Source organism: Paraburkholderia oxyphila NBRC 105797 (genome assembly GCF_000685075.1).
Classification (GTDB): Bacteria; Pseudomonadota; Gammaproteobacteria; order Burkholderiales; family Burkholderiaceae; genus Paraburkholderia; species Paraburkholderia oxyphila.
Window position 1 is genome coordinate 1 of sequence record NZ_BAYD01000233.1, and the last position, 3,176, is coordinate 3,176.

Sequence of the window (3,176 nt, forward strand, 5' to 3'; positions counted from 1 at the left end):
AACGAGCTCGGGCGGCTACTTCTTCTTCGGCGAAATGGATGCGACCTACACGCTCGCAGACATCCAGTACAACGCGGAACTCGACTACGGCCAGCAGCAGCGCGCCGCGTTCAACGGCGGCAATGCGCAGTGGTACGGCCTCTCGCTGCTCGCGCACCGCAAGTTCAACGCGCCGGTGGTGGGCCGCATGGGCGTGACCGCGCGCTACGACGTGCTCGCCGACGGCAAGAACGGCGGCGGCGGTGGCGGCATCGCGCTCAACGGCAACGGCATGGACCCGTACAACGGCTTCGGCATTGGTTCGGATTGCCTCGCGAACTCGAAGGCCGACGGCGGCTACGGCTTCGAATGCCACGGCGCGACGCGTCAGGACGTAGCGCTCGATCTGCTGTTCTATCCGACGCAGCAGATCACCGTGAAGGTCGAATATCGTCACGACTGGGCCACGCAGAGGGTGTTCCTGCGCGACGATGGCTCGTATGGCAAGAGCAACGATCTGCTCGCCGCGCAGTTCGTCTACTCGTTCTAGCCGGTACGGCTAATGGATGGGCGATACCCTGGCTCGCCCTGGCGCACCGGCTCCGGCCTGAGGCGTGCCAATGGCGAGTCAGGATTCACGTTGATGGCGTTGAAAATCGGGGAGCGCCGGCTATAACGACTGAAAACATCAAAAATACAATAGTTTCCACTGTATGGCCTGCAATAGCATTGGCCCCCAAGAACAATGGACACAGCACCGCATCGCGACGTGCTGTCTTCGGGAGCCCAAACGAATGTCGACGGTGCCGGACGGCCCGATACGCCTTCGCGGCTCTGGACGCTACGGGGATCATTCAAGATGGCTCAAACCCGCATTATTACCCGGCTCTCAGCCGGTTTCGGCGTTGTGCTCACGATGCTCGTCGCGCTGTCCGTGGTCGGCATGGCCAGCATGACCAGCATACGCAGCAAGCTCGATGACATCGTGCTTGTCCACGACGCCGAGACGATGCGCGCGACGAACCTGCGGGGCGCGGTGAGCGGTATCGCCATTGCCATCCGCAACATGGCTGTGATGACCAATGAACAGGATGTCGAGGCGGAACAATCGGCAATCAAGGCGCAGGAAGTTTCCTATGCGGAAAACTATCGCGCGCTGGGTCGTCTGTTCGACACCTCGCCGCTGACCACGGCAAAGGAGCGCAGCCTCTTTGCCGCGCTGCGTGACGAAGAGGCTCAGACCATGCCGCTCGTCGAGAAGGAAGCGATGAACTGGGCGCTCGCCAACGACCAGGATGCCGCGCTCAAGGTGCTCGTGAACGAAGTGCGGCCAAAGCAGGTTGCATGGCTGGCCACGCTGGACCAGTTGCTCGCGCTCGAGCAGGGCCGCGCGCATGATGCGGCGGATGCCGCGGCCACGACGTGGTCGCGCCTTGCGCTCGTCATCGTGGCTGCCGTGCTCGCGGCGCTGTGCGTGGGTGTGGCGGCCGCGATCCTGATCACGCGCAGCATCCTGCGGCAACTCGGCGGCGATCCGGGCGAGGCGCAGCGTCTCGCCAGCGAAATTGCGGGCGGAAATCTCGCGGTGGCGGTGGTGCTCCGGCCGAACGACAATCGCAGTCTGATGGCCTCGCTCGAAACGATGCGCTTGCAGCTCATGTCGATTGTCGGACAGATCAAGACTTCGGCGGAATCGATCGCGGTGCGCGCGGGCGAGATTGCGACCGGCAACCGGGATCTCTCACAGCGCACCGACGAGCAGGCTGCATCGCTCCAGCAGGCCGCGGCCAGCATGACCGAGCTGACCGCTGCCGTGACGCAAAACTCGGATGACGCGGCACACGCCAGCACCATCGCCAGCGCGGCTTCTGAAGCGGCAGGGAGGGGCGGCGAGCTGGTCGGGCGTGTGATCTCGACCATGGAGGACATTGCGGGCAGCTCGGCGCGTGTCGCGGAGATCATCGGCGTGATCGAGGGCATTGCGTTTCAGACCAATATTCTCGCGCTCAATGCGGCCGTGGAAGCGGCGCGTGCCGGAGCCGAAGGACGTGGCTTCGCCGTGGTAGCGGGCGAGGTGCGCACGCTGGCCCAGCGTACCGCGCACGCGGCGAAAGAGGTCAAAGCGCTGGTCGGCGAATCGGCGGGGCACGTCGAGGCGGGGTCCCGCCTCGTGGCGGATGCGGGGGAGCGCATCTCCGGACTCGTGCGCTCGGTGCATGAGTTCACGGGCATCATGAGCAATATCGCAACCGCATGCGCCGCGCAGAAGAGCGATATCGAACAAGTCAATCGCGCGGTGGCGGAAATGGATGAGACGACGCAGCGCAACGCGGCGCTCGTCGAGCAGGTTGCTGGCGCCGCGCAAACGCTAGCGGGTGGGGCCGCAGGGCTGCGGGAGGCGGTGGCGGTGTTCAACGTCGCCGGCGCGCGCAGCGAAGCGCGGCACGAAGTCGTTGGCGGCGAGGCGCGTTTCGCCGTGCGAGTAGCCGGTGCAACGGCGTTGTCACGTTGACGGAGCCGAACAGCATGAGGCCTCAAGGAGGGGGGCTGGACATGCGCGACTTGTCACCATTGATACAGATGGCAGCTTGCCGATGGGCCGCCGCTCTATGGTCCGGCGAATGAAAACCGGACAGCACCGCACAGGCTGCTGTCCGTTGGCCCATCTTCAGAACGAGTAGATGAACTGCGCGCCCAGCAGGTCGTTGCTCTTGCTGTACGAGCCGTCGTCGCGCAGGAACACCTTCTGCGTGGCCCAGTCGTGACGATATTCGACCTTCACGGTGATCTGCTGCGTCGGATAGAACAGCAGATCGAGCGCCACGTCCTGACGCGTTGCACCGTGGCATTCGAAGCCATGACCACCGTTGGCCTGCGAAGTCTCGAGGCACTCCGAGCCAATGCCGAAGCCGTTGTACGGATCCATGCCGTTGCCGTTGAGCGCGATGCCGCCACCGCCGCCGCCGTTCTTGCCGTCGGCGAGCACGTCGTAGCGTGCGGTCACGCCCATGCGGCCCACCACCGGCGCGTTGAACTTGCGGTGCGCGAGCAGCGAGAGACCGTACCACTGCGCATTGCCGCCGTTGAACGCGGCGCGCTGCTGCTGGCCGTAGTCGAGTTCGGCGTTGTACTGGATGTCCGCGAGCGTATAGGTCGCATCCATTTCGCCGAAGAAGAAGTAGCCGCCCGAGCTCGTC

3 protein-coding genes are annotated in these 3,176 nt (G+C 64.6%); 2 read left to right on the forward strand and 1 reads right to left on the reverse strand.

The genetic code is table 11. The features are described 5' to 3' along the window. Positions 1 to 529, forward strand: a 529-nt coding sequence (locus BO1_RS48375) for a DUF3138 family protein (RefSeq protein WP_028223719.1), incomplete at its 5' end; no start/stop codon positions are given. Between the two features lie 309 nt (positions 530 to 838). Next, on the forward strand, positions 839 to 2,491 hold the full coding sequence (locus tag BO1_RS55930; RefSeq protein ID WP_167338455.1) for a methyl-accepting chemotaxis protein: 1,653 nt from the start codon (positions 839 to 841) through the stop codon (positions 2,489 to 2,491). 156 nt (positions 2,492 to 2,647) lie between these two features. Here BO1_RS55930 and BO1_RS48385 read toward each other — a convergent pair. Beyond that, positions 2,648 to 3,176: DUF3138 family protein (locus BO1_RS48385; RefSeq protein ID WP_028223720.1), on the reverse strand; the 529-nt coding region annotated here is incomplete at its 5' end.

Coding starts and splice junctions, on each gene's coding strand:
- BO1_RS55930 (WP_167338455.1), top strand. CDS start 839: ATGGCTCAAACCCGCATTATTACCCGGCTCTCAGCCGGTTTCGGCGTT.